The organism is uncultured Oxalicibacterium sp. (assembly GCF_913776015.1).
Lineage (GTDB): Bacteria > Pseudomonadota > Gammaproteobacteria > Burkholderiales > Burkholderiaceae_D > Oxalicibacterium.
The window spans coordinates 1-24291 of sequence record NZ_CAJYMD010000074.1; the positions used below are offsets into that span (position 1 = coordinate 1).

28 protein-coding genes are annotated in these 24291 nt (G+C 56.5%); 10 read left to right on the plus strand and 18 right to left on the minus strand.

Annotated features, from left to right (window positions below; translation table 11 throughout):
* From QZ725_RS12930 to flgL, 9 genes are all read left to right on the plus strand, one after another.
* A partial coding sequence (locus QZ725_RS12930) for a FlgD immunoglobulin-like domain containing protein (protein WP_293780261.1) occupies positions 1-318 on the plus strand: 318 nt, incomplete at its 5' end.
* Positions 319-347: 29 nt separating this feature from the next.
* Positions 348-1595: a flagellar hook protein FlgE gene (gene flgE, locus QZ725_RS12935; protein WP_293780264.1), complete on the plus strand. Its 1248-nt coding sequence runs from the start codon at positions 348-350 to the stop codon at positions 1593-1595.
* Between the two features lie 76 nt (positions 1596-1671).
* Positions 1672-2412 (plus strand): flagellar basal-body rod protein FlgF, encoded by a 741-nt coding sequence (gene flgF / locus QZ725_RS12940; RefSeq protein WP_293780267.1) that lies wholly within the window; start codon positions 1672-1674, stop codon positions 2410-2412.
* 66 nt (positions 2413-2478) lie between these two features.
* Complete coding sequence (flgG, locus tag QZ725_RS12945) at positions 2479-3261, plus strand: flagellar basal-body rod protein FlgG (RefSeq protein WP_293780270.1); 783 nt, start codon at positions 2479-2481, stop codon at positions 3259-3261.
* 27 nt (positions 3262-3288) lie between these two features.
* A complete protein-coding gene (locus QZ725_RS12950) occupies positions 3289-3957 on the plus strand; it encodes a flagellar basal body L-ring protein FlgH (protein WP_293780273.1) in 669 nt (222 codons plus the stop codon).
* 52 nt (positions 3958-4009) lie between these two features.
* Positions 4010-5113 carry a flagellar basal body P-ring protein FlgI gene (locus QZ725_RS12955; RefSeq protein WP_293780495.1) on the plus strand — a complete coding sequence of 368 codons (1104 nt, stop codon included), beginning with the start codon at positions 4010-4012 and terminating at the stop codon, positions 5111-5113.
* A 30-nt stretch (positions 5114-5143) separates the two neighbouring features.
* On the plus strand, positions 5144-6067 hold the full coding sequence (gene flgJ / locus QZ725_RS12960; RefSeq protein WP_293780276.1) for a flagellar assembly peptidoglycan hydrolase FlgJ: 924 nt from the start codon (positions 5144-5146) through the stop codon (positions 6065-6067).
* 73 nt (positions 6068-6140) lie between these two features.
* Positions 6141-8084 (plus strand): flagellar hook-associated protein FlgK, encoded by a 1944-nt coding sequence (gene flgK / locus QZ725_RS12965; RefSeq protein ID WP_293780279.1) that lies wholly within the window; start codon positions 6141-6143, stop codon positions 8082-8084.
* A gap of 11 nt (positions 8085-8095) precedes the next feature.
* Positions 8096-9310: a flagellar hook-associated protein FlgL gene (flgL, locus tag QZ725_RS12970; protein ID WP_293780282.1), complete on the plus strand. Its 1215-nt coding sequence runs from the start codon at positions 8096-8098 to the stop codon at positions 9308-9310.
* A 62-nt stretch (positions 9311-9372) separates the two neighbouring features.
* On the opposite strand, the gene fliR is transcribed toward flgL, so the two are convergent.
* The 13 genes from fliR to fliF all read right to left on the minus strand — a co-directional run bounded on the left by fliR (position 9373) and on the right by fliF (position 20477).
* Positions 9373-10164, minus strand: coding sequence for a flagellar biosynthetic protein FliR (gene fliR, locus QZ725_RS12975; RefSeq protein WP_293780285.1), 792 nt, complete (start codon positions 10162-10164; stop codon positions 9373-9375).
* Between the two features lie 38 nt (positions 10165-10202).
* Positions 10203-10472 carry a flagellar biosynthesis protein FliQ gene (fliQ, locus tag QZ725_RS12980; protein ID WP_293780288.1) on the minus strand — a complete coding sequence of 90 codons (270 nt, stop codon included), beginning with the start codon at positions 10470-10472 and terminating at the stop codon, positions 10203-10205.
* 9 nt (positions 10473-10481) lie between these two features.
* Positions 10482-11168, minus strand: coding sequence for a flagellar type III secretion system pore protein FliP (fliP, locus tag QZ725_RS12985; protein WP_293780498.1), 687 nt, complete (start codon positions 11166-11168; stop codon positions 10482-10484).
* A gap of 70 nt (positions 11169-11238) precedes the next feature.
* Positions 11239-11670: a flagellar biosynthetic protein FliO gene (gene fliO / locus QZ725_RS12990; RefSeq protein ID WP_293780291.1), complete on the minus strand. Its 432-nt coding sequence runs from the start codon at positions 11668-11670 to the stop codon at positions 11239-11241.
* Positions 11670-12083: a flagellar motor switch protein FliN gene (gene fliN, locus QZ725_RS12995; RefSeq protein ID WP_293780294.1), complete on the minus strand. Its 414-nt coding sequence runs from the start codon at positions 12081-12083 to the stop codon at positions 11670-11672. The genes fliO and fliN overlap by 1 nt, the downstream gene beginning before the upstream one ends.
* Positions 12076-13074, minus strand: coding sequence for a flagellar motor switch protein FliM (gene fliM, locus QZ725_RS13000; protein ID WP_293780297.1), 999 nt, complete (start codon positions 13072-13074; stop codon positions 12076-12078). The genes fliN and fliM overlap by 8 nt, the downstream gene beginning before the upstream one ends.
* 13 nt (positions 13075-13087) lie before the next feature.
* Positions 13088-13594 carry a flagellar basal body-associated protein FliL gene (fliL, locus tag QZ725_RS13005; protein WP_293780300.1) on the minus strand — a complete coding sequence of 169 codons (507 nt, stop codon included), beginning with the start codon at positions 13592-13594 and terminating at the stop codon, positions 13088-13090.
* Between the two features lie 331 nt (positions 13595-13925).
* Positions 13926-15122 carry a flagellar hook-length control protein FliK gene (locus QZ725_RS13010; RefSeq protein WP_293780303.1) on the minus strand — a complete coding sequence of 399 codons (1197 nt, stop codon included), beginning with the start codon at positions 15120-15122 and terminating at the stop codon, positions 13926-13928.
* 12 nt (positions 15123-15134) lie between these two features.
* On the minus strand, positions 15135-15575 hold the full coding sequence (fliJ, locus tag QZ725_RS13015; RefSeq protein ID WP_293780306.1) for a flagellar export protein FliJ: 441 nt from the start codon (positions 15573-15575) through the stop codon (positions 15135-15137).
* Positions 15576-15610: 35 nt separating this feature from the next.
* Positions 15611-17044, minus strand: a complete 1434-nt coding sequence (gene fliI, locus QZ725_RS13020) for a flagellar protein export ATPase FliI (RefSeq protein ID WP_293780309.1) — start codon at positions 17042-17044, stop codon at positions 15611-15613.
* A complete protein-coding gene (gene fliH / locus QZ725_RS13025) occupies positions 17041-17730 on the minus strand; it encodes a flagellar assembly protein FliH (RefSeq protein WP_366774284.1) in 690 nt (229 codons plus the stop codon). The genes fliI and fliH overlap by 4 nt, the downstream gene beginning before the upstream one ends.
* Complete coding sequence (gene fliG / locus QZ725_RS13030; protein ID WP_293780312.1) at positions 17723-18715, minus strand: flagellar motor switch protein FliG; 993 nt, start codon at positions 18713-18715, stop codon at positions 17723-17725. Before fliG ends, fliH begins: the two co-directional genes overlap by 8 nt.
* Positions 18708-20477, minus strand: a complete 1770-nt coding sequence (gene fliF / locus QZ725_RS13035; RefSeq protein WP_293780315.1) for a flagellar basal-body MS-ring/collar protein FliF — start codon at positions 20475-20477, stop codon at positions 18708-18710. Before fliF ends, fliG begins: the two co-directional genes overlap by 8 nt.
* Before the next feature lie 254 nt (positions 20478-20731).
* On the opposite strand from fliF, the gene fliE reads away from it, so the two are divergent.
* The gene (gene fliE, locus QZ725_RS13040) at positions 20732-21091 is read left to right on the plus strand and encodes a flagellar hook-basal body complex protein FliE (RefSeq protein WP_293780318.1); all 360 of its coding nucleotides are present in this window, start codon (positions 20732-20734) and stop codon (positions 21089-21091) included.
* A gap of 83 nt (positions 21092-21174) precedes the next feature.
* Here the strand turns inward: fliE and QZ725_RS13045 are convergent, their stop codons facing one another.
* The 5 genes from QZ725_RS13045 to fliS are packed head-to-tail and all read right to left on the minus strand — an operon-like array spanning position 21175 to position 24285.
* Positions 21175-21930, minus strand: coding sequence for a flagellar brake protein (locus QZ725_RS13045; RefSeq protein WP_293780321.1), 756 nt, complete (start codon positions 21928-21930; stop codon positions 21175-21177).
* A gap of 49 nt (positions 21931-21979) precedes the next feature.
* Positions 21980-22267 carry an EscU/YscU/HrcU family type III secretion system export apparatus switch protein gene (locus QZ725_RS13050; RefSeq protein WP_293780323.1) on the minus strand — a complete coding sequence of 96 codons (288 nt, stop codon included), beginning with the start codon at positions 22265-22267 and terminating at the stop codon, positions 21980-21982.
* On the minus strand, positions 22267-23457 hold the full coding sequence (locus QZ725_RS13055) for a flagellar hook-length control protein FliK (protein ID WP_293780326.1): 1191 nt from the start codon (positions 23455-23457) through the stop codon (positions 22267-22269). The genes QZ725_RS13050 and QZ725_RS13055 overlap by 1 nt, the downstream gene beginning before the upstream one ends.
* 11 nt (positions 23458-23468) lie before the next feature.
* A complete protein-coding gene (locus QZ725_RS13060; RefSeq protein ID WP_293780504.1) occupies positions 23469-23789 on the minus strand; it encodes a flagellar protein FliT in 321 nt (106 codons plus the stop codon).
* 10 nt (positions 23790-23799) lie between these two features.
* Complete coding sequence (fliS, locus tag QZ725_RS13065; protein ID WP_293780329.1) at positions 23800-24285, minus strand: flagellar export chaperone FliS; 486 nt, start codon at positions 24283-24285, stop codon at positions 23800-23802.
* Positions 24286-24291: the final 6 nt, after the last annotated feature.

Sequence of the window (24291 nt, forward strand, 5' to 3'; positions counted from 1 at the left end):
GAATTTGCAAGTGCTGCCGATGCCGCTCAAGTGATCATCAAGGATGCGTCGGGCAACGTCGTGCATACGGTTGATCTCGGTAAGCAGGAAGCTGGCGCCATACCGCTGCTTTGGGACGGTACAACCACAGATGGCACCAAGGCGGCTGATGGCACCTATACCTTTGAAGTCAAGGCCACGTTGGCTGGTAGCGCCGTAGCAACGACGCCGCTGCAGTTTGGTGTCGTGACCGCTGTGACGACCAATAGCGACGGTGCCAAGGTCAGCGTGCCCGGCCTCGGGTCGCTCGATGTTTCGAAGATTCGCCAGGTTCTTTAATAGCGCGCACTTAACCCAGGAGAAATACAATGAGTTTCCAACAAGGTTTGAGCGGTTTGAGTGCCGCTTCGCAAAGTCTTGAAGCCATCGGTCACAACGTCGCCAACGCGAATACGGCGGGTTTCAAACAGTCACAGGTCCAGTTCTCGGACATCTATGCCGGCACGTTGACGGGTTCTGGCGGTAACCAGATCGGCATCGGTACGCAGGTCGCACGCGTGGCGCAGCTCTTTAGCCAAGGCAATATCAGCAAATCCGAAAATCCGCTGGATATGGCGATCAGCGGTAATGGCTTTTTCCGTATGAGCAATAACGGTGCGATCACCTATTCGCGTAATGGTCAGTTCACCTTGAGCAAGGAAGGCTATATTGAAAATGCTGCAGGTGCGCGTTTGACAGGCTATCCAGCCGATGCAAACGGTGTGGTAGCAGTCGGCGCGCCAGCAGAACTGGTGATCAATAAAGCCGATCTGGCACCTACCGCAAGCAGCACCTACGATCTCAAACTGACGCTGGATTCGCGCAAGGGAACACTGGTTGCGGCAGATTTCAATCCGACGGATGCGACGACGTTCAGTGATTCGACTTCGGCCCCCGTTTTCGACAGTTTGGGTAACGTCCACACCTTGCGCACGTTCTATGTGAAGACGGCTGCCAATGAATGGGCAGTGTTTGCGACGAACGATGGCGTACAGGCATCCAGTGCAACAACGCCTGCACCGACTCCAGCAGATGGCCGAATCGGAACGCTGACTTTCAACAACGCCGGTGTATTGACCACTACGCCGACCACAATGACGGTTGAGATGAACGTCACAACGGGTGGTGCGACACCTTACACAATCACCATCGATAACGTGGGGACGCAACAGTTTGCGCAGGATTTCGGTGTCAGCAAGCAATTGCCGAATGGTTATGCTGCCGGCACGCTCGTCGATTTCAGTGTGTCGACCAACGGTGAAATCGTCGGACGCTACTCGAACGGACAAACCAATTTGCTGGGTCAGGTGATCCTTGCCAACTTTGCCAATCCCAACGGTTTGCAAAATCGCGGTGACAATCAGTGGGTGGAAACAGCCGAGTCCGGCGTTCCCATGGTCAGTACGCCGGGCAGCAGCGGATTGGGTGCCGTGCAGTCGTCGCGTGTAGAGGATTCGAACGTCGATCTGACGGCCGAGCTGGTCAACATGATTACGGCGCAACGCTACTACCAAGCCAATGCCCAGACCATCAAGACGCAGGATCAGATTCTGCAGACGCTGGTGAACCTCCGTTAATGGCCACGCAAGCCAAATGATGTACGGATTGCCCGGTTGATCGCTTGTCGCGCGACCGGGCATCAGGAGAAAAAAGATGGATCGTCTGATTTATACCGCCATGTCGGGGGCCAAGCAGATTCTCGAACAGCAGGCGACGACTTCCAACAATCTGGCCAATGTTTCAACGAACGGTTTTCGTGCACAGCTCGATACCTTTCGTGCCGTGCCCGTCGTCGGTGCCAATATGCCAACGCGGACGTATGTGGTCGATTCGACTGTTGGCACTGATTTTCGCGCCGGCGCGATCCAGCAAACTGGGCGTAATCTCGATGTCGCGATCCAGGGAAAAGGCTGGATTACCGTCGAGCGCGCCGATGGGTCGGAAGGCTATACGCGTGCCGGCAATTTGAAGATCAATGAAAACGGTGTTTTGCAGACGGAAAGCGGCCTCAATGTCCTGAGTGATGCCGGACCGATCACCATTCCTCCCGACACACGTTTCACGATTGCCAAGGACGGCACGATTTCTACGGTGCAAGCTGGATCGGTTCCGGGGGCAACGATCCAGTTGGCTCGTATGAAACTGGTCAACCCCGACGAGGGCAATCTCGTGCGCGGCTCCGAGGGGTTGTTCGTGACGAAGGATGGTCAGCCAGCCGAGCCAGATGCCAATGTCGCAGTTCTGAGTGGCGCGGTTGAAAGCAGCAACGTGAATGTGGTTGATGCGATGGTGAACATGATCAGCTTGTCGCGGCAGTTTGAAGTCCACATGAATATGCTCAAGCATGCCGAGAGTAACGCGGCAAAAGCCACTGAGTTCCTCTCTTTGAGTTGACGTACACACAGGCAAAATGAGACGGGTTGAAAAAGTTGTCTGCACTTTGCCGAAACGGAGAATGAAATGATTCGCTCACTATGGATTTCCAAGACTGGTCTGGATGCGCAGCAAACGCAGATGGACGTCATCTCCAATAACCTGGCAAACGTCAGTACGACTGGTTTCAAGCGCTCACGCGCTGTTTTTGAAGATCTGCTGTATCAGACGATGCGCCAGCCTGGCGCGGCGTCGTCGCAACAGACCGAACTGCCCACGGGCTTGCAATTGGGTACCGGTGTACAGCCGGTGGCAACAGAGCGCATTCACACGCAGGGTAATCTGCAAAAAACGGACGATGCACGCGATGTGGCAATCCGTGGTGATGGTTTTTTCCAGGTGTCGATGCCGGATGGCACGTTGGCCTATACGCGCGATGGTTCGTTCAAGACCAACAGCCAGGGCCAGATGACGACTTCCAGCGGCTATTTGCTCGAACCTGCCATCGTGATTCCGGAGAACGCCACCAGCCTCAGCATTTCGCGCGACGGTATTGTCAGCGTGACGACCGCCGGGAGTACCGCAAGTGTGCAGATCGGCGCGATGCAGCTGGCCACCTTTATCAATCCAGGTGGTCTGGAAAGTCGCGGCGAGAATCTGTACGTTGAAACGACCGCTTCTGGCACGCCGATCACCAACGTGCCAGGCTCCAACGGCGCAGGCTTATTGCAACAGAATTACGTCGAAACATCGAACGTGAACGTGGTCGAGGAACTGGTCAACATGATCCAAACGCAGCGCGCCTACGAGATCAATAGCAAAGCGATCACGACGTCGGATCAAATGCTGCAGCGCCTGACGCAGATTTGATCGCTAATCGGATACTAGGAAATCGACATGAAAACGTTTTCGCTGGCAGCCATGCTCGCTGCAACGCTTCTCGCGGGCTGTGGCACGCTTCCCGAAACCGTCGTGCAGACGCCACTCACTGCGCGTCCTCAGGCGGCAACGGCAATGGCACCGCCGGCAAACGGCGCGATTTTCCAGAACGCGACATATCGTCCGATTTTCGAAGACCGTCGCGCGCGTCTGGTAGGCGATACGATCACGATCGTCATTAATGAAAACAGCAGTGCAGGCAAGAATGCTGGCAGCTCGGGTAGCAAAACCGGCAGTGTCGCCGCCGCTGCGCCGAATCTGTTCGGTCTGTTTGGTGGCGTGACGGACAATCTTTCCGCCACCGCATCGACATCGAGCAAATTCGAAGACAAGGGGGCGGTGACCTCGAGTAATAACTTTGCGAGTACGTTGACCGTCACCGTCATCGAAGTGCTGCAAAACGGGAATCTGCTGGTGGCTGGCGAAAAGCAGGTATCACTCGACAAAGGTGCCGAATTTATCCGCTTCTCCGGAGTCGTCAATCCGAACACGGTGTCGGGTAACAACATTGTTTCCTCGACCAACGTGGCGGATGCACGCATCGAATATCGTACAAACAGCCGCATTGATGCTGCGGCCGTCATGGGCATGCTCACGCGTTTCTTCCTGAGTGTTGTACCGCTCTGATCGTGCCGTGCCAAAGGATCTGAACATGCAAGTTTTTTCTCGTTCCACACTCATGCGTGCCTTGGGCGCTTGCGCATGTGTTATCTCTCTTGCCTTTCCACTGACGGTCGCTCATGCGCAGCGTTTGCTCGATTTGGCCTCTGTACAAGGCGTGCGGGAAAACCAGTTGATTGGTTATGGTCTGGTCGTCGGTCTCGATGGCAGCGGTGATCAGACAACGCAAACGCCGTTTACCGTGCAAAGCGTGGTCAGCATGCTCAAGCAGATGGGCGTGAATCTGCCGGCCGGAACCAATTTGCAATTGAAAAACGTTGCCGCTGTGATGGTCACAACCTCGTTGCCAGCGTTTGCCCAGCCAGGTCAGACATTGGATATCACGGTGTCATCGATGGGTAATGCCAAGAGCCTGCGTGGCGGGACGCTGCTGATGACACCGCTCAAAGGTGCGGATGGTCAGATTTACGGCATGGCTCAGGGGAATGTGGTGGTCGGTGGTGCCGGTGCCGCTGCAAATGGCAGCAAGGCACAGGTGAACCATTTGAGCGTGGGACGTATTTCTGCCGGTGCTACGGTAGAACGTGCGGTACCAACGATGCTGGGGCAGGGCGACATGATTTTCCTTGAATTGAAGGAAAGCAGCTTCTCCAATGCCAGCCGTGTCGTGGATGCCGTCAATGCACGCTTTGGTCCTGGTACCGCATCGGCCCAGGACGGTCGTGTGATCCGCGTTCAGGCACCGCAAGCGAATGATTCTCGCGTGGCTTTTCTGGGGGCGCTGGAGAGTATCAACGTCACACCTGCACAAGTTGCGGCCAAGGTCATCATGAATGCGCGTACCGGCTCCGTGGTCATGAATCAGGCCGTCACGCTGGATGCGTGTGCAGTCTCGCACGGCAATCTGTCCGTCGTGATTAACACGCAACCCGTGATCAGCCAGCCAGCGCCATTCTCTGGCGGGCAGACTGTAGTTGCACAGCAATCGCAAATTGAGATCAACAAGGATCCGGGCAAGGTCATCCTGTTGAAAAATTCCGCCTCTCTGGCCGATGTCGTCAAGGCACTCAATTCGATTGGTGCGACGCCACAGGATTTGCTGGCGATTCTGCAGGCCATGAAGGCAGCAGGCTCGTTGCGTGCCGAGCTGGAAATCATCTAAACATTCATTCATGCCGACGCGAACTGCATCATGATCACGCCGACCGATACCACTGCCAGCCTAGCGATCGATACCAAGAGTATCGAGTCGCTCAAGCAATCCGCGAAGCAGAATTCACCGGAATCGCTGAAGGCTGCCGCGCAGCAGTTCGAGGCGTTATTTGTCAACATGATGCTCAAGAGCATGCGTGATGCAACGCCGCAGGAAGGGCTATTCGATAGTCAGCAAACCAAGATGTACACCTCGATGCTGGATCAGCAACTTGGGCAAACCATGGCGAGCCGCGGTATCGGTCTGGCAGACGTATTGATTCGCCAACTCTCGACCAATCAGGCAAGTGATGATGGTACGAACGGTAGTGGCGGTGTACAGACCAGCCTGACCGAAACACTCAAGACCGACCTGTTGCAATCAATGGCGCCAGGCACCGTCAAGGCTTCGCCACGGACGACGCAAGAGGCTGGCGACGCAATCACCAGCAGCAAGAACAAACCGGCGCACGTCCAGGCATTCCAGGACAAGCTCGAATCGCACGCACGGGAGGCCGAGCAATCGACCGGCATTCCTGCCAAGTTCATGTTGGGTCAAGCGGCATTGGAAAGTGGCTGGGGCAAGCGCATGATCCGTACGACCGATGGTACGAACAGCCATAACCTCTTTGGTATCAAGGCGACTGCCAACTGGAAGGGCAAAACGGTTGACGCCGTCACGACCGAATACGTTGATGGCGTTGCACAAAAACGTATCGAGAAATTTCGGGCATATGATTCTTATGCGGACTCGTTCCGAGATTACGCCAATCTACTGCGTAACAATCCTCGTTATGAAAAAGTTATCGCCAATGCGAGCGATGTACAGGGATTTGCCAAGGGTCTTCAGCGCGCCGGTTACGCCACGGATCCAAATTACGCTGCAAAGTTGACCAGTATCATCAACAAGCATTTTTCCAGTTAACGGTTGATGGCGTTTTCGCTCAAGTTTCGCTGTGCGTTGCCGTTGTAACCGTTAACTCCTCAAAAAATCCATCATGGCTAACATCCTTAGCATTGCGAAAACCGGACTGAACGCTGCTCAAGTCGGCATGGCGACGACGGCGCACAATATTGCCAATCAAGCCACGCCAGGGTACAGCCGCCAGATTGTGATCCAGACAGCGCTAAGCGATATGTCGGAAGGCGGCGGCTACGCCGGTATCGGCACATCGGTACAAGGCATTCAGCGTGTCTACAATAGCTTTCTGGCAACGCAGGCAATTGCCGCTCAGTCGTCTGCCGGGCAGTTGACCAGCTATTACAACCAACTCGGCAAGGTCAACAACATGGTGGCTGACGAGACGTCCGGTCTCGCGCCCGTATTGCAAACTTTCTTCTCGAGCGTACAGGATCTGGTCAACAATCCGGGCTTGCCCGCTTCACGCCAAGCACTGCTTTCCGGCGGTGAGTCGCTGGCAGCACGCTTCAAGAGTCTCGATGGTCAGTTGCAGACGATGCGCGACGGCGTCAATGCAGAAATCACGGCATCCGTTACTAACATCAATTCCTATGCGGAACAGATTGCCAAACTGAATCAGGCGATTGCCAAGGCGCAGGGGACGACCGGATCGCAGCCTAACGACATGCTGGATCAACGTGATCTGCTGGTGTCCAAGCTGGCACAGGAGACCAAGGTTACAGTCGTCAAGCAGGAAACCGGTTATGGCATTTTCATCGGTAACGGCCAGCCGCTGGTAATCGGCCCGGAAGCACAGCAGTTGTCGGTGGTGTCGTCCTCGACGGATTCGGGACGACTGCAGGTGGGTTACACGCTTAATGGCACCGTATTGACGATTCCGGAAAGTTCGATGGTCGGCGGTAATCTCGGCGGTCTTTTCGAGTATCGTGCCAATTCGCTCGACCAGATTCAGAATGCGCTTGGCCGTATTGCGATCGGTCTGGCCACAACATTCAACGCGCAGCATCGTTTGGGGCAGGATCAGAGCGGCGCGATGGGCACGGATTTCTTTAATGTCGCCTCGCCACAAATCAATGCCGGTAACAATTCGGCCGGCGCGAATATTAGCGCTGCATTTTCCGATGTCAACGCGTTGACGACCAACGATTACAAACTGTCCTACGACGGCACCAATTATCGTGTCGTGCAAATGCCTGACGGTGTGGCAATTCACTCATCTTCGACCTTCCCAACCGGCGTGATCCCGGGAGTAACGCTGACGGAAACGGGCGCGATGGCTGCGGGCGATGAATTCCTGATTCGTCCTACGGCAAGCGGCGCGTCGGAATTCAGTGTGCTGCTGAAAGACGTGCGGCAGATTGCCGCAGCGGCGCCCATCGTGACAGCCGCTACAACCGGAAATGCCGGGACGGGCAGCATCAGTCAGGGTGCGGTGAATTCGGCGTATACGTCGGCAACCGTAACGCCAGGCGTCACACTGACGTACAACGCCGGAACACCTGCAACCCTCAGTGGTTTTCCATCGACTTTGCCGGTCACGGTGACTGCTAATGGCACGACCACGACTTACCCGGCAGGCACCGCAGTACCTTACACGGCCGACGCACAAATTTCGTTTGGCGGTGTGGATATACAGATTTCGGGTCAGCCGACCAGTGGCGATACCTTCACCATTGGTGCCAACGTCAGCGGTAGCGCCGGTGACAACCGCAACATGTTGCTGCTGGGTGCCTTGCAAACAAAAAATGTATTGCAGGGTGGGACCGCAAGTTTTAACAGTGCTTACGGCCAGATCGTCAGCTTGGTAGGTAACAAAACGCGTGAATTGAAGGTGAACAGCGAAGCCGAATCCGGCTTGCTCCAACAGATTCAGAATGCGCAGCAGTCGGAATCCGGCGTTAACCTCGATGAGGAAGCCACCAACTTGCTGCGTTATCAACAAGCCTATCAGGCTGCCGGCAAGGTCATGCAGGCCGTCAGTGATATGTTTGACACCCTGATTGCTCTCGGCGGCCGATAAGGAAAACCATCATGCGTATCAGCACCAACATGCTTTATGAGATGGGCGGCGGCAAGGTTTCGGACCTGCAGGCAGCCTTGATCAAGACGCAGCAGCAAATTTCGACCAACCGCCGTGTATTGACGCCGGCGGATGATCCAATTGCGGCGGCATCGATCATCAATCTGTCGCAGTCGATGGCAATGAACGATCAGTTCGCGACCAATCGTTCCAGTGCCAAGAGCACCTTGTCTGAGCAAGACAGCATCCTCAACAGCATATCGACGCTCCTGCAATCGGTAAAAACGGCGGTAGTCGGTGCGGGCAACGCTTCGATGAACGATGAACAGCGCAAGCAATATCTGGCGCAGCTCAACAGCAATTACGAAGAACTGCTTGGCTTGGCAAATACGCGCGATGCCAAGGGCGATTATATTTTCGGTGGTTTTAATACCGATAACGTGCCGTTCACCAAAACGTCAACCGGAGCAAACTACAACGGCGATCAGGGACAGCGCGCAATGCAGGTATCGGCTTCGCGCCAGATCGCGACCAGCGATTCCGGCACACGGATTTTCGAGAGTACGTTGACGGGGAATGGCAGTTTTACTACGTCGGCCGGTGCAGCAAATGCCGGTACCGGGGTAATCGATATCGGTTCTGTCACCAACCTGACGCAACTGAATGGCGCGACCTATACCGTGACCTTCAGCGTAGATGCCACGACAGGCGACAGAACGTATCTCATCAATGAAGTGCCGGCACCGGCGACACCGCATACCGCACAGCCATACACCAGTGATCAGCCGATCGAAGTGAACGGCATGCAGTTCACAATCAAAGGTGAGCCTGCCGATGGCGATACCTTTAAGGTAGAACCAAGCAAAAGCCAGAGTATCTTCACGACGCTCAAGGATTTGATTTCGGCGATTTCGCAGCCGGGAACGGGCGGCGTCAATCAGGCCAAACTGAACAATGCTCTTTCCGCGATCAACAATCATATCGATCGCACGCTCGATACAGTCGCGACGGTGCGTAGCGGTGTGGGTTCGCGTCTGAACGAAATCGAAAGCTTGGATAGCACGGGCGATGACTTGAATGTTCAATACACGGCCACCATGGCGGATCTGCGTGATATCGATTTGGTGGCGGCATATTCGCTCTTCACGCAGCAGCAATACACTTTGCAGGCCGCGCAACAAAGCTTTGTCAAGCTGACTGGCCTATCGTTATTTAATTACATCTGACCCTGAGCAACACGAAATAAAGCGCCCGCGATATTCCCGGGCGCTTTTTCTTTTCTCGAAGATCAATTGAGCGGTGCAAATGCCGTGGTGATGCGCGACATCGCCGTAATGCCTTCCTGTAGCAGATTGATGACGGGATGCATCAAATAAGGCAGTACGGCGGCGATCATGAGGAAGCCGACGCCAATTGTGATCGGGAAGCCGATGCCAAAAATATTCAGTTGCGGGGCCGCACGGGTGAGAATACCGAGTGCCGTGTTGGTGATGAGTAGGGCAGCCACGATCGGCAGCGACAACTGCACGCCCGCACTGAAAATTCGTCCGCCCCAACTAGCGACCTGATAGAAGCCATTGTTTGAAAAGACGCTGCTGGAGATCGGTAGCAGTTCGAAGCTTTGCGCGAGGGTCGACAGCACAACCAGGTGCAGGTTCGTTGCCAGATAAATCATCATTGTCAGCAAGGCGAGAAACTGGCTGATGGCTGAGGAACGAGCGCGGGTTTGCGGATCGAAGAAACTGGCGAAACCAAGGCCCATCGTCATGCCTGTGATTTCGCCGGCCATTTCGACACCGGCGAAGACAATGCGCATCGCAAAGCCCATCGCCAGACCGATCACCAGTTGTTGCAGCAGAATAATCAGGCCTTGCCATGACATCGGATCGAGCGCCGGTATCTCAGGCACCGTCGGTGCAATCACAAGTGCGAGCAAAATTCCCAGTCCCAGCTTGACGCGTGCCGGTACGCTGACATTGCCAAACAAGGGGGCGACGGCGATCAGGCCGAGAATACGCGTCAATGGCCATATGAACGAGGCAATCCACGTTTGCAGTTCGGCACTGGTGACGGAAAGCATGTGCGCTCAGGCGAGGGGAACGACAGCGAGCAAGGGCATCAACTGACGAACAGGGGAATATTGGTAAACATCTGGCGCATGTAGTCCAGCATGATTGACAGCATCCACGGGCCGGCAATCACCAACGCAACCAAGACACCGACCAGCTTGGGAATGAAGGAGAGCGTTTGCTCGTTGATCTGCGTGGCTGCCTGGAAAATACTGACGATGAGGCCGATGATGAGCGCCAGCAGCAACATCGGTGCGGCCACCATCAAGGTGACTTCGATGGCCTGGCGGCCCATGGTCAAAACGCTTTCGGGAGTCATGGTCGGCCTCTAGTAGAAACTTTGCGCCAGTGAGCCGATCAGCAACTGCCAGCCATCGACCAGCACGAACAGCATCAACTTGAAGGGGAGGGCGACGATGGCCGGTGACACCATCATCATGCCCATCGACATCAATACGCTGGCGACCACCATGTCGATGATCAGGAAGGGAATGAAGATGGCAAAGCTGATCTGGAATGCCGTTTTCAGTTCGCTGGTAATGAAGGCGGGTACGAGCACGCGCAAGGGTACGTCTTCCGGGCCTTGCAGTTCCGGCGTGCCGGAGAGTTTGACGTAAAGCGCCAGATCCGCTTCGCGCGTCTGCTTGAGCATGAATTCCTTCAGCGGGCCGGCACCACGCTGCATGGCTTCCTGCATCTGAATCTTGTTTTCGGATAAGGGTTGATAGGCATCGATGTAGATGCGATCGATGACCGGGCTCATCACGAACAAGGTCAGGAACAAGGCGAGGCCAATGATGACCTGATTGGGCGGGGCGCTTTGGGTACCCAGCGCCTGCCGCAGCAGTGACAGCACGATTACGATACGCGTGAAGCTCGTCATCATCAGCAGCACGGCTGGCAGGAAGGTCAGGCTGGTCAGCAGGATCAGCGTCTGCAGGCTCAGCGAATAAGCTTGACCGCCGCCGCCAGTCGGTGTGCTGGTGAAGGCGGGCAGGCCGGCTTGTTGTGCCATGGCGGCAAGCGGCGTGGCAAGCAATGCCAGCGCCGGAGTAAAGCGCAACGCGCGCCGGACGAATGCGGAATCAGCCATTGCGTTTATCGATTGTCTGGGCAAGCCAGGTGGAAAAATTCTTGGAGGGCACCGGGTCGGTGGTCAGCGTGGTTTCCTGTTTCTGCATGGTCGCCAGCGCATTCACGCGCCCTGGCGCGACGCCGACCACGATCCACTGATCTGCCACTTCCACGACGACCACGCGTTCGCGCGTTCCGACATTGACACCACCGACGATGCGAATATCGGTATTGCCCATGACCTTGCCTGCATTGAAGCGACGCAGTACCCAGGCCAGTGCGGCCAGCAGGGCGAGCACCACAATCAACCCGAGCAACACTTGCAGCAGATTGCCGGCGGAGGTGGCTGCCGGCATCACGGCAACCGGCTTGGCGGGCGCCGCGGCCCATGCCTGGTTGCCCCATGTTGCCAGTGCGGCGAAGGAAAGCGTGCGACGATCCATTAGCGATTCAGCTTGCGGATGCGTTCGGATGGCGAAATGATGTCGGTCAAACGAATGCCGAACTTGTCATTGACGACCACGACTTCCCCTTGCGCGATCAGGCAGCCATTGACCAGCACATCCATCGGTTCGCCGGCCAGGCCATCGAGCTCGACGACCGAACCTTGCGCTAGCTGCAGCAGGTTCTTGATCGCGATTTTTGTACGGCCTAACTCCACCGTCAATTGCACCGGGATGTCGAGGATGAAATCGATATCGTTATGCGTACCGGTCTTGATATCGCCGCCCGAGAAGTCCTTGAATACCGTGGCGGTCGCAGCTTGCGCGTTCAGGGAGGCGCTTTCGGCCTGCTCCTGCTCGGCCATGGCCGCACCCCAATCGTCGTCTGTAGAGGTCTGGTTTTCGTCAGCCATTTTCTTCTCCTTGCGTTGAATCGTTGGCGCTGTAGATCAGTTTTTCCACGCGCAATGCATATTGTCCGTTGAGCTTGCCATATGAGCATTCCATCACTGGCACGCCATCGACTTCCGCCGTCACGCGTTCCGGTACGGAAATCGGGATCACGTCGCCGGACTTCATGTTGAGGATGTCGCCGAGCGTGACGTGGGCCGTGCCCATGTTGGCGAGAATCTCGACTTCGGCAGTCTGGATCTGCTGCGTCATGAGACGGATCCAACGCTTGTCCATTTCCAGCGTTTCGCCCTGCATGCTGCTGGTCAGCAGATCGCGGATCGGTTCGATCATCGAATAGGGCACACAGAAGTGCATGTCGCCGCTGACTGGCCCCAGCTCGATAGTAAAGGTGGTCGATACCACCACCTCGTTGGGCGTGGCGATGTTGGCGAACTGCGTATTCATTTCAGAGCGGATGTATTCGAACTCGATCGGATACACGGGCTCCCACGACTTGGCGTAATTCTCGAAGATGATGGCGAGAATCCGCTGGATGATGCGCTGCTCTGTCTGCGTGAAGTCGCGGCCCTCGACACGCGTATGAAAGCGTCCATCGCCGCCGAACAGGTTGTCCACCAGAAGGAACACGAGGTTTGGATCCAGCACGATCAGGCCGGTACCGCGCAGCGGTTTCATGTGTACCAGATTCAGGTTGGTTGGCACCACCAGGTTACGAATGAATTCGCTGTATTTCGATACGCGCACCGGACCAATCGACACTTCCGAACTACGATGCAGAAAATTGAACAGGCCGATACGCAGCAAACGCGAAAAGCGTTCGTTGATGATCTCCAGGGTCGGCATGCGACCGCGAACGATACGTTCCTGCGTCGCCAGGTTGTAAGGACGAACGCCGGACGTGTCTTCCTGCTTGCTGCCATCGTCCTGGTCGCCCGTGACGCCTTTCAGCAGTGCATCGACTTCTTCCTGAGAGAGAAAATTTTCGGCCATGGCTCTATTGGCGTTATTGAACGACGAACGCTGTAAACAGTACGCTCGTCACATTGATACTTGGACCGCCTGGCGAGAAAGGCTGGTTCAGGACGTCCATGATCTCTTGCGCCAGCTTGCTTTTGCCTTCGGCCGGAAGGATGTCCTGAGCACGTTTGCTGGAAAGCAGCAGCAACAGGCGGCTGCGCACATGTGGCATGTACAGCTTGATCAGATCGACCTGTTCTTGGCTGGCTACTTGCAAGGTCATGCCGGTTTGCAGGAAACGTTCACCTTCTTCCGATTGCAGGTTGACGGTAAATGTATCGAGCGCGAGAAACACGGGTGGTTTTGGCGCTTCGACTTTCGGTGCTTCATGTTCTGCTGAGGCAGGCTTGTGGATCAGGAAGTACCATGCAGCGCCGCCACCGGCACCCAATACGACCACCAGGATCAAAACGATCAGAAGCAGCTTGGATTTCTTCGGCTTGGCCTCTCCTTCTGCTTCTTTTTTCGGCGCATTTTTGCCCGCTGTTGCCATCTGTTTTCCTCAGTTACTCGCGTGCGGTACAGAAGACCGCTACCACGACGATGCCATTATCAAAAAAAAGCGGCACGCAGGATGCAGCGAAAAGAGAGGCGAACACGCGCCAGTTCGACGTATTCGTGACACTGCGCTTCCCGGGCCGATCAGAGAAGAGGCCGTCTCGCCGGAGTGACGATGTTGCATCTTTTCAGGCTGCTATTTAACCATTATTACTGGCGTGCGGCATCCATCTCATGGGAAAACAACATGATTTTTTGCACACAGGTGCCGGCGGGCTGGAGGAAGCTATATGGGCAGCATAGCTCCGCCCATATGCAGAGAAAGATCAGGCGAAGGTGTCGACCAGACCGTTACCGCCCGCAGTGACGGAAATCTGGCTGACCACCGGGCTGGTATCGACGATATTGCCGTCACCAGTATGGCGATGGCCTTGGCGGGAATCGCTGAAGGCATTGCCCTGCTGGTTGGGATTGCCTGCGCTGACGCTGGATTCGCCAAGTTGAATACCGGCATCGTTCAGCATTTCACGTAGCCGTGGCATGGCCGCTTCGAGAGCGTGACGTACTTCGGGCTGGGGCGCGGTGAAATTGGCCGTTGCCTGATTGTTGTGTACGTTCACCGTTACCTGCATCGGGCCCATATCTGGCGGATTCAGGGTCAGGGTGACGGTTTGCTGCAAGCCTTGCACCATCCAGACCACCTTCTGGCCCAGTGCCTGATTCCAATCCTGGCTGCCCAGGTGTGGTGTCAGGCGATTGGCTGCCTGCTGATTCTGTACATCGTTAAGCTGTTGCAAGGCACTGGTGGCGCTATTGGCAACCAATGGCGAGACGTTCGAAGCGTTGGGCGCGTCCACCGTCTTGATGGTTTGCGTAAAGGCTTTTTCGACATCGGCCTGCGTGATGGATGTGCCTTTGCTCGCATTGGCAGAGGCAGTATTGGCAGCCTTGTCGAGCGCGGCGACAAAATCGGCGGGTTTGCCGACAGCTTCCTTCTTGCCATCAACGGCAGCATCGAGTTGCGTGTTGCCCGGTTTCAGATCGGCCAGCGCATCATCCTTGCCGATACGCTTGCCAACCGCACCAAGCGCGGCTTCTTCCCCGGTTTGGCCGACAACGGCGGCCGGTGTCGGATTGGCTTGCGTCATGGCAGCGACAAAGGCTGCCAGTTCGGCAGCAGCAGCCGGATCGGTTTCGCTTTCATCGACCTTGGTTTCAGCCTTGGCGGTTTCACTGGTGCCGGTTTCGTCCTGCGCGACCTTGGTGTTATCGCTTGTGTTTGTTCCGCTATTGCCATTGGATGGCGAGGCGTGCGCACCATTGTCCCTGGATTTTTCGCCTGCAACCGGCGTGTCGTTTTTCGCGCTGGCAGAGGGAGCAGGTGCAGGCGACGAGCGATCACCCATTTCGCGCGACAGCATCTGGCTGAAGGCACCAGGATCGGTGGCCGTGCCGCTGTCTTGCTTGGTGCCAGCCGGCGTTGGCAGCGTATTGACGATGTTGCTGATGGCTTGCGTATTCATGCGGCAATTCCTTTACTGTTTCGGCTGTACGCGTCTGGCGGCGTACTCGTCCATCTGCTTTTGTTCGCGTTTGTTGTCCTTGGCCTGCTGTACCTTTTCCGCACGTTCTGCCAGCGTGCCGTATGACATGCGCTTGCGTTCGCTGGCTTGCCAGTTCTCGCGCTCGCGTTCGACACGCAGTTTTGCATCTCGTACCACAAGCTGCTGACCATCGATGGCCTGGTCGAGTTTGCCGATGAACTGCTGATAGTTGGCATAGGCCATGGCCGTCAGGCCGGTACTTAAATTCTGTTGAAAGCGCACCATGTAATCGTCGCGGTACTGGTTCAGCAGATTCAGTTTCTGTTGTGCGTCTTCCGCCCCTTTCATGGCCACGCCCAGTCGCTTGGCCGCGTCATCGGTTTCACGCGTCGCCAGATCGATCAGGGTTTCAAGGGCGGATGAGGTTGCCATATTTTCCGATTATGCAGGACTGTCGGCGGCAATGATCAGGAGAACAGGGCCGACAATTGGCCCAAGCTTTCGTTTATGCCAGAACGCTCGGTAATGTCCTGTTGCAGAAATGCTTCAATTTGCGGGTGCAGATGAATCGCTTCGTCCAGCACAGGATCGGTGCCGGCGCTGTAGGCGCCCACGCTGATCAGATCGCGGTTGCGCTGATAACGCGAGGTCAACTGCTTGAGCTTGCGTGCTTCTTTCTGGTGGTCGCTGCTGGTGATGTTATGCATCGCTCGGCTGATCGACTGTTCGATATCGATGGCCGGATAATGGCCGGCTTCGGCCAGCGAACGGTTGAGCACGATATGACCGTCCAGAATGGCGCGGGCCGAATCGGCAATCGGATCCTGTTGATCATCGCCTTCGGTCAGCACGGTATAAAAAGCCGTGATCGAGCCACCGCCTTCCTTGCCATTGCCGGCCCGTTCGACCAGCGCCGGCAGCTTGGCAAACACCGATGGCGGATAGCCCTTGGTTGCGGGCGGTTCGCCGATGGCCAGCGCGATTTCACGTTGTGCCATGGCATAGCGCGTCAGCGAATCCATGATCAGCAGGACATCCTTGCCTTCGTCGCGGAAATGCTCGGCAATCGCCGTAGCGTAGGCGGCACCTTGCAGACGCATCAGTGGTGGCGTATCGGCCGGGGCGGCGACCACGACCGAGCGCGCCAAACCTTCCGCACCGAGAATCTGCTCAATGAATTCCTTGACCTCGCGACCCCGCTCACCGATCAGACCGACGACGATCACATCGGCCGTCGTGTAGCGCGCCATCATGCCCAGCAACACGCTCTTACCGACGCCGGAACCGGCGAACAGGCCCATGCGCTGGCCGCGACCGACCGTCAGCATGCTATTGATCGCACGTACGCCGACGTCCAACACATCGGTGATCGGCGCGCGACCCAGCGGATTGGCGGCACGCACGTTCAGCGGCGCAGAGTGGATGGCTTGCAAGGGGCCGAGACTATCGAGCGGCCGCCCAGCACCATCGAGCACGCGACCGAGCAATTCGGCGCCGACCGGCAAATGACGCCCGCGGTCGCTGGGGCGACGACGCGGATGATTGACCGCTCCCGGCTTGGGGAGCGACTGCACGACTTCGACAGGAAACACGCGGGCACCGGGAACGATGCCTTCGACATCGCTTTGCGGCATGAGAAACAGCTTGTTGTCATCGAAGCCAACGACTTCGGCTTCGATACGCGAACCGTTAGGCAGAGGAATCGTGCAGGCGCTGCCGACGGCCAGCTTGAGACCAACCGCTTCCATGACGAGGCCGGCGACACGCGTGACGCGGCCCGACACTTGCATCGGCTCGGCAATATCCAGCAGCGCGCTGCAATCACGCAGATAGGCTTGCCAGCGCCCGCTGTGTGCGGTGCCTGCGGGTTTGCCGTCGAGTGTCGAGGTCGGAGGCGTCATGGTCGATCCAGCCAGTCCGATTCCTTGCCTAGCGCGGCTGCAATGCGTTGCCAGCGCGTGGAGGTTGATGCATCGACCTGATTGGTCGCCGTTTCGATCCGGCAGCCACCGCGTTCCTGATGGATGTCTTCAACAATGCGCCAGCCGGCGACGGTCAATTCATCGTTCATGTGCGCGCTGACGAGCGCAGCATCTTCCGGATGCAGATGCAGCAGGGCAGGTTGCTGCAAGGTCGGCAGATAATGGATCGATTCGCGGACGATCGGTACGACAAGCTCGGGTTTGACCTGGAGCGCAGTTTTCAGCATCGCCTTGGCCACGTCGAGTGACAGGGACAGCATATCGGCTGCGATCAGCTCATTGGCCTGGGCCACCTCGGTACCGAAGGTTTCAGCAATCGCCAGCAATTGTTGACGTTCTTCTTCTGCCGCCGCACGGCCTTCGGCCAGGCCCGCTGCATAACCTTCTTGCCGACCGGCGTCACGGCCTTCCTGCAAACCGGCAGCGAGGCCTTCGGCATGCGCCTGGGCGCGAGCCATATCGATCTGCTTTTGCAGTGCCAATTGCTGCAAATCCGGTTGCTCGGCGGCGGTGCTTTGCCGTGCAGATGGTCGATCGTCGCCGAACGACTCCATCTCCCAGCGTTGATAGGCCGACTGCTTTTCCTTCGGGATCAGATTAGACATAAGCATCTTGTGCATTGCCTCCCAGCGTCAACTGGCCCTCGTCGGCCAGACGGCGAATGATCTGCAAAATTTCCTTCTGGTTTGCCTCGACTTCGGACAGGCGCACCGGTCCTTTCGATTCCAGATCTTCGCGCATCATTTCGCTGGCACGCTGCGACATGTTCTTGAAGAATTTCTCGCGCAGTTCCGGCGAGGCACCCTTGAGCGCGATGATCAGCGTTTCCGACTGTACTTCGCGCAGCAGCAGCTGGATACCGCGATCTTCGATATCCATGACGTTGTCGAACACGAACATCTCATCCATGATCTTCTGCGCCATGTCGGGATCGTAGCCCTTGAGATTGTTCATCGTGGACAGCTCGTTTTCGCCGCTGAAGAAGTTCAGGATTTCTGCAGCAGCGCGAATGCCGCCCATCGGTTTCTTTTTCAGATTCTCATTGCCGGTCAGCAGCTTGGTCAGTACTTCGTTGAGTTCGCGCAGTGCCGTTGGCTGCACGCCATCTAGCGTCGCAATACGCAGCACGACATCGTTGCGCAGACGCTCGGTGAAGTTGTCGAGCACTTCGCTGGCATGATCGCGTTCGAGGTGAACCAGGATCGTGGCAATGATCTGCGGATGTTCATTGCGAACCAGATCGGCCACCGACTGTGCATCCATCCACTTGAGACTTTCGATACCGCTGGCATCGCGCGCGCCGAGGATGCGGTTGAGCAGCGAGGCTGCTTTGTCGTCGCCCAACGCCTTGGTCAGCACATCGCGGATGTAATCATCGGAATCCAGGCCGAGCGACGTGTTTTTCTCGGTTTCAGCACGGAAGTCGCTGAGCACATTGACCAGTTCTTCGCTCTGGATCGCTTTCATGGTGGACATGGCCGCGCCGAGTTTTTGCACTTCACGCGGACCCAGATAACGCATGACTTCGGCGGCCTCATCGGCACCGAGCGCGAGCATCAGGATTGCGCCTTTGTTGACACCGTCATTCATTTCCCACCCACGCTTTCACGATGTTGGCGACGACTTTTGGATCCTTGCGGGCCAATTCCTTGGCCGCCTCGAGATTCTGCTGGTACGTATGCTGCGACACGCCCATCGGTTTGATCTCGGCTTCGAGATTTTGCACTTCGTCACGGTTATGGCGAATCGCTGCATCGCCATCGGTTTCATTCGGTAGTGCGAGCTGTGGCTCCGGATTGATCTTCTTGAACATCGGGGTGAGAATCTTGCGGTACATGATCAGCAGCACGATAGCCAGCGCCAGATATTTGGCAGCTTGAATGGCCATATCGATGATTTCAGGACGTTCCCAAAGTGGCAGCGGCTCGGGATCAGGATTGTTCATGCCAGCGAACGGGCTGTTGACGACATTGAGCGTATCGCCACGATCCTGGTTGAAACCCATCGCTTCCTTGACCAGATCGCGAATCTGATTCTTTTCCACATCGGACAACGGCTGGAAGCTCACATTGCCATCCTTGTCCACCACCCGCTTGTAATTGACGACAACCGCCACCGACAGGCGTTTGACGCCGCCCATTGGCTGTTGCACGTAGCGGACAGTCTTGTCCACTTCATAGTTGGTGGTGACGTCTCGTTGCGTTGGTGTGGTCGCAGCCGCAGTTGCACCGGCGGCACCCGCTGTGCCGGTGGTAGCACCATTCGCACCATTGGCACCCTGTGCATTCGGTGCTGTTGGCGTGGCCGGCGGTGTGGTGTTCAACGGTGCCGTGGCGTTGGCGGCAGGCTGGTTGGTCAGTGCGCCGGGTACGCCGGACGCATTATTGCCGCTGCCGTTGTTCGATTCGCTGGACTGCATGCTGCGTACGGTCGCGCTGTTGCTGCCCTGATTGGGTTTGTAGATTTCGGCAGCCTGCTCGCTGGTCGAGAAATCCACATCGGCGGTCGCTTCGGCACGGACGTTATTGCTGCCGACGATCGGTGTGATGATGGATTCGACGCGTTTGGCGATGCTTTGCTGCAGTTCCTGCACGTACTTGAGTTGCGAAGGGTCCAGCGTATTGGCACCCGCCGGCTTGCTGTTGTTTTCGGAAAGCAGGTTGCCCGATTGATCGACGATGGTGACGTTCTTCGGTGGCAGGTCGGGCACGCTGCTGGCAACCAGATGCACGATGGCGCTCACCTGTTGTTGATCGAGCGAACGGCCCGGATAGAGGTTCAGCAGGACGGACGCGGTCGGTTTTTGCTGATCGCGCACGAACACGGTTTGTTTCGGCATTGCCAGATGGACGCGCGCCGATTGCACTGAGCCGACGGATTGGATGGATCGCGCGAGCTCGCCTTCAAGCGCACGCTGGAAATTCACTTGCTCCAGAAATTGCGAAATGCCGAGTTTCTGGTTTTCCATCAATTCGAAACCGACATTGCCACCCTTGGGCAAGCCTTCTGCGGCCAGTTTCAGCCGTAGATCATGCACACGGTCGGCCGGCACGAGGATGGCGCTGCCGCCTTCGGCAAACTTGTAGGGAACGTTGGCTTGCTGCAGCGAGGCGACGATGGCACCGCCGTCGCGATCCGAAAAGTTGGAGAACAGCACGCGGTAATCGGGCTTCTGGCTCCACAGCACGATGCCGACCATGGCGGCAATGACGGCCGCAACACCGATCATCATGACGATGCGACGCCCATTGGTCGATCTCGCCATATCCATCAGCGAATTCTTCTGCGCAACGCCTGCTTCGCCATTGGTGCCGGGAGTCAGCGGGTTTTCGCCTGCGACAACTACAGCCATGATTGTGCTCCTGTACGGCGAACTGGGGTGGGGATGTTCATCGGGATCTCGCTCTGCAAACTTTTTTCCGTATCGTGATTGTCAGCTTTCGCGTGGATTTCAATCGTGGGAATAGAGCAGGGTTTTCATGGCTTATCCGACCGTTCGCGCGTGGCGTCGATGGTAACGTGACGGTGTAGCGTGGATGGCCGTATGGTCATCGACAGGATAGGTGAGCCGATTATAGTCGGCTCACGGATTGCAGGAGAGAAAGAATGAAAGTCAGTGGAATCGATTCCAGTGCAATCGAGGCGATGGTTGCGCAACTGAAGGCGGCAGCCGCACGAACGCAACCGGCATCCGTGGGCAGTGCGACCGCTTCGACGGCGTCAGTCGACAAACCGGCCAGCAAGGTGGATTTTTCGCAGGCGCTGAAAAACTCGCTGGACAACGTCGCCAGCGCACAAAATAGTGCCGATGCGCTCGGCCAGCGTTTCACGATGGGCGATGACAGCGTCAATCTGTCGGATGTCATGATTTCGATGCAGAAAGCCAGTATTTCTTTCCAGGCAACGGTGCAAGTACGCAACAAGGTCGTGTCGGCCTACCAGGAAATGATGAACATGCAGGTTTGAAGTTGATTCAGCTTTACCCGTTTGTGCGTTTGCATATGGGCCGTATCAAGAAAAATGGCATCCCGCGGGATGCCATTTTGTTTTCAACCTAGGCCTGTCGCCTTGGCGTTACGATCCCGTTCCAGTTTGGTAATGTATTTCTGGATGGCCGCCATTGCCGCATTCGAAGGATTGATGAACTGGCAACCCAGGCGATGCGTGCTACGGCCGTTGGGCAGGCTCAGTTCGAGCACATTGCGAATCTGTAGTGATACAGCCACCGGACCCGTTGGTAAGTCGATACGGCAATTGTCGTAGACGCGGCCGAATGTGGAATCGATGAGTTTCTTGTCATCCATCAAGGCAATGCCGCCCGCGCTGATGTTGTACAACGAGGCGACCACCGGCATGGGTTCCGATTCGGTCTTTACCGGTATCGTGCACAGCACCGGATTGGTAACGGGCGTTTGTACACGATAAAACTCGCGGCGTTGCAGACGAATCATGTAGTCCGGCAGCGGGACGATGAAGGCGGGCAAGCCTTCGTGCTCGCAACTTTCAGCTTCGCCCGTCGAGAACAGGATACGGATGCTGTCGAGCATGGTTTCGAAAGAAAGCTTCTGACTTTCCAGCACGCGTTCGTTCATGAATTGCGTCGGTGCGCAATCGAGCAGTACGGTGTCGTTGCTATCATCCACATCGAGAATCGACGTGACAACGGTATCCGCGCCCTGATTGAGCACCATACGGACCAGTTGATTGCGTTCACCGATGCTGCGCAGCAAAGCGATGATCTCGCGACGCGAGGTCACCCGGAACGGATTCATGTCTTCGTTTTCGTAATTGCTGGCTGCGGTCATTGCTGATTCATCAATCGGGTGTGCCTTTGCGGGAATCCGCCGAAGGGCATCATGATACATCGCTACGCCCCTGTTGGGCGGCTTCGACACGGTAAAGCCATGCCAGAAGCTCGGCAATAGCACGGTAAAGGGCAGGGGGAATGTGATCGTCGAGATCAACCTGCATCAGCAGTGCCACCAGTTCCTTCGATTCATGGATGGCGATGCCATGTTCACGGGCGCGGGCAATGATCTCTTCGGCAAGCACGCCGCGCCCCTGCGCGACAACGCGTGGCGCGGTATCGCCCGCCTGGTAAGCCAGTGCCACAGCAGTAGCAGGTGGTTTGGGTATTTCCATCATGCATCCTGCTGGCTGACTTGCAACATATCCAGCCGCGAACCTGCTGCTTCGAGGGCCGATGCCAATTCGATCCCATGTTGGCGCAACAGAGTGGCGGTTTCTTCGTCGTCCGTTTTCAGGTGCAATTGCACACGACTTCCGGTCAAGTGCAAATTCGCGGCAATATTGCCAAGGCCGGGTAACGAAAATCGCAGGGTGCTACGCCACACTGCCTCCACTTCTTCTGCCGGGTGCTGTTTGCCAGGCGACTCATCGGCAATTTCCCATTCCAGCCGCTGGCCAGGAAAAAGCTCGCCTTGCCACAGAATGCGCCGCTGTTCCAACGTATCGAGTTGCTGATTAATCAGGCGTGCCTGCTCCAGCTCGGTTGCCGGTAATCCCTTTGTCGATAGAGGTGCGAGTTCCGTCAAGTCAAGATCGGCACGCTGGTGCAGCGGGAGCGATGACGCAGAGGATGTGTCTCCAGGAAGGCGGTTGCCTGCGACCATATCGCGCAATGTGCCTACCATCCGTTGTATATCGTTGCCGAGCTTGGTTTCAACTGCGGCAGCGGCAGTCGCCTCGCCTGCTGTGGAGGGGGGCTGCGTGTTCGTCAAGCCGCCATTTCTTTTGGCTGCAGGTTCGCGCAAGAGGTCGGCGAAAGGGCGGTTGCCGATAACCCATTGTGCAACGTGTGATTCATAGAAGAGGCCAGATGCCGCCAGCGTCTGTTGCATGGCTGCCGCAAGTTGACTGGGTAACGATGGTGCGGTCATCAGCGTGCCTGTGGGCAGCAGGGGAGTCCGTCCGATGATGGCGGCATTGCCGCCTTCCTCTTGTGCCATTTGAAGCAATTGGCCGATCAGGCGTCCGGTAGTGCTGAGCGAGGTCATTGCGGCGGCGTTGGGGTCGCCTTTGCCGAGCAGAAAAGTAGGGCGTGGATCGGTAGCGACCAGCGTCAACTCGAGCGTGTCGCCTGACTGTATGCCGACGGGCAGCTTCATGCTGGCTGCGGCGTTATCGATGCGGACCAGGTAATTACCGTCCGTGAGCCGTGACATGACCTGCGCCTGATACTCCTTGCCCAGTATCAGTTGCTGCAACCGGTCGAGTGTTTCCTGACGCGGCTGTCCGACTCCTGCCGAGGGAACACTGGCCTCGATCAGCAGGACGGGGCGTGTCCCCGTGATGTCGGCCCGCGGCAGCATTCAGTCCTGTATCAGCGATAGGCCTGGTTGAGTTTGCGTTCGGCACCGGTACTGTTGATCAGTAACGAAAGCTGCTCCATCCAGGGTTGGGCCAGATTACGGATTTCGCGGTCGTCTGCGAGAATTTTGCGAATGATTTCGACCTTGCGTTCGCGCAGTGCACCGGACAATGGAACAGGGGCTTCGCCGTGTTTGAGCACACTGACTTGACTGGAGCAACGCGCTTCCAATTCTGCCAGTTTCTCCCACTCACCTTCCCGAGCTGCGGTCAGCATCTCGTTGGTCAGGCTGGCCACATTCTCATACAGGCACATGACTTCTTCTTCGTTCATCATTTTCTGTTCAGGCTTTCATCAAGCGGGTCACATGCGGTTCGAGTGCGTCATAAGACGGTGCAGTGGTAGCGGGCGCGGATGATAGCGGCGCCATGCTTGTATCTTGCGGAGCAATACCATCCCATGCGCCTTTGATATCGCCCAACAAGCCAAGTACCTCTTGAACGGCTTCGGGCTGATTGTGAAGGTTGGCTTGCAGCAGACGGTTACTCATGTATTCATAAAGCGCATCTAGGTTGACGGCAATCTGGCCCCCGATTTTTTTATCCAGGCTTGCGCGCAGGCCGTTATCAATAATCATGATTGCTTTGGAGATGGATTTTCCCTTGGAAGCAATGTCACCTGACTGCATGGAATTTAGTGCGTTATTCAAAGCGACCTGGGCACCTTCAAATAGCATAACGATCAGCTTATGCGGATTGGCGGCAATCACGCCGGTTTCCACGCCGACTTTGGCGTACGCATTAACACCGCTTTTCATTGTTCCAAACATGATGTT